The 260-nt window shown below is 45.8% G+C and carries 1 protein-coding gene; it reads left to right on the top strand.

Going from position 1 to position 260, the window contains the following annotated elements; all coding sequences use genetic code 11:
* Positions 1–180: Uma2 family endonuclease (locus SB717_RS37280; RefSeq protein WP_410908146.1), on the top strand; the 180-nt coding region annotated here is incomplete at its 5' end.
* Positions 181–260 lie beyond the last annotated feature (80 nt).

Genomic DNA, 260 nt, shown 5'->3' with positions numbered 1-260 from the left:
AAGATGCAGGAATATTTGGAGAATGGGGCGCAGTTAGGCTGGTCGATCGACCCAAAAAATAAGCGGGGGGAAAGTTATCGTCCGGGTCAAGCCGTTGAGGTGTTAGAGAATCCGATGACATTGTCTGGAGAGCAGGTTTTGCCAGGGTTTACGCTGACGCTGAAACGAGTTTGGGATTGACCTTAAGAGGTGTACCCCAGTCAAATCGAGGTATAAATTGACTAGAATGGGAAAAAGATAGCTGTATAAAGCAGAATAAT

It is taken from the genome of Priestia sp. SIMBA_032 (assembly GCF_046535215.1).
GTDB classification, from domain to species: Bacteria; Bacillota; Bacilli; order Bacillales; family Bacillaceae_H; genus Priestia; species Priestia aryabhattai.
This window is presented reverse-complemented; position numbering and strand designations above follow the sequence as displayed.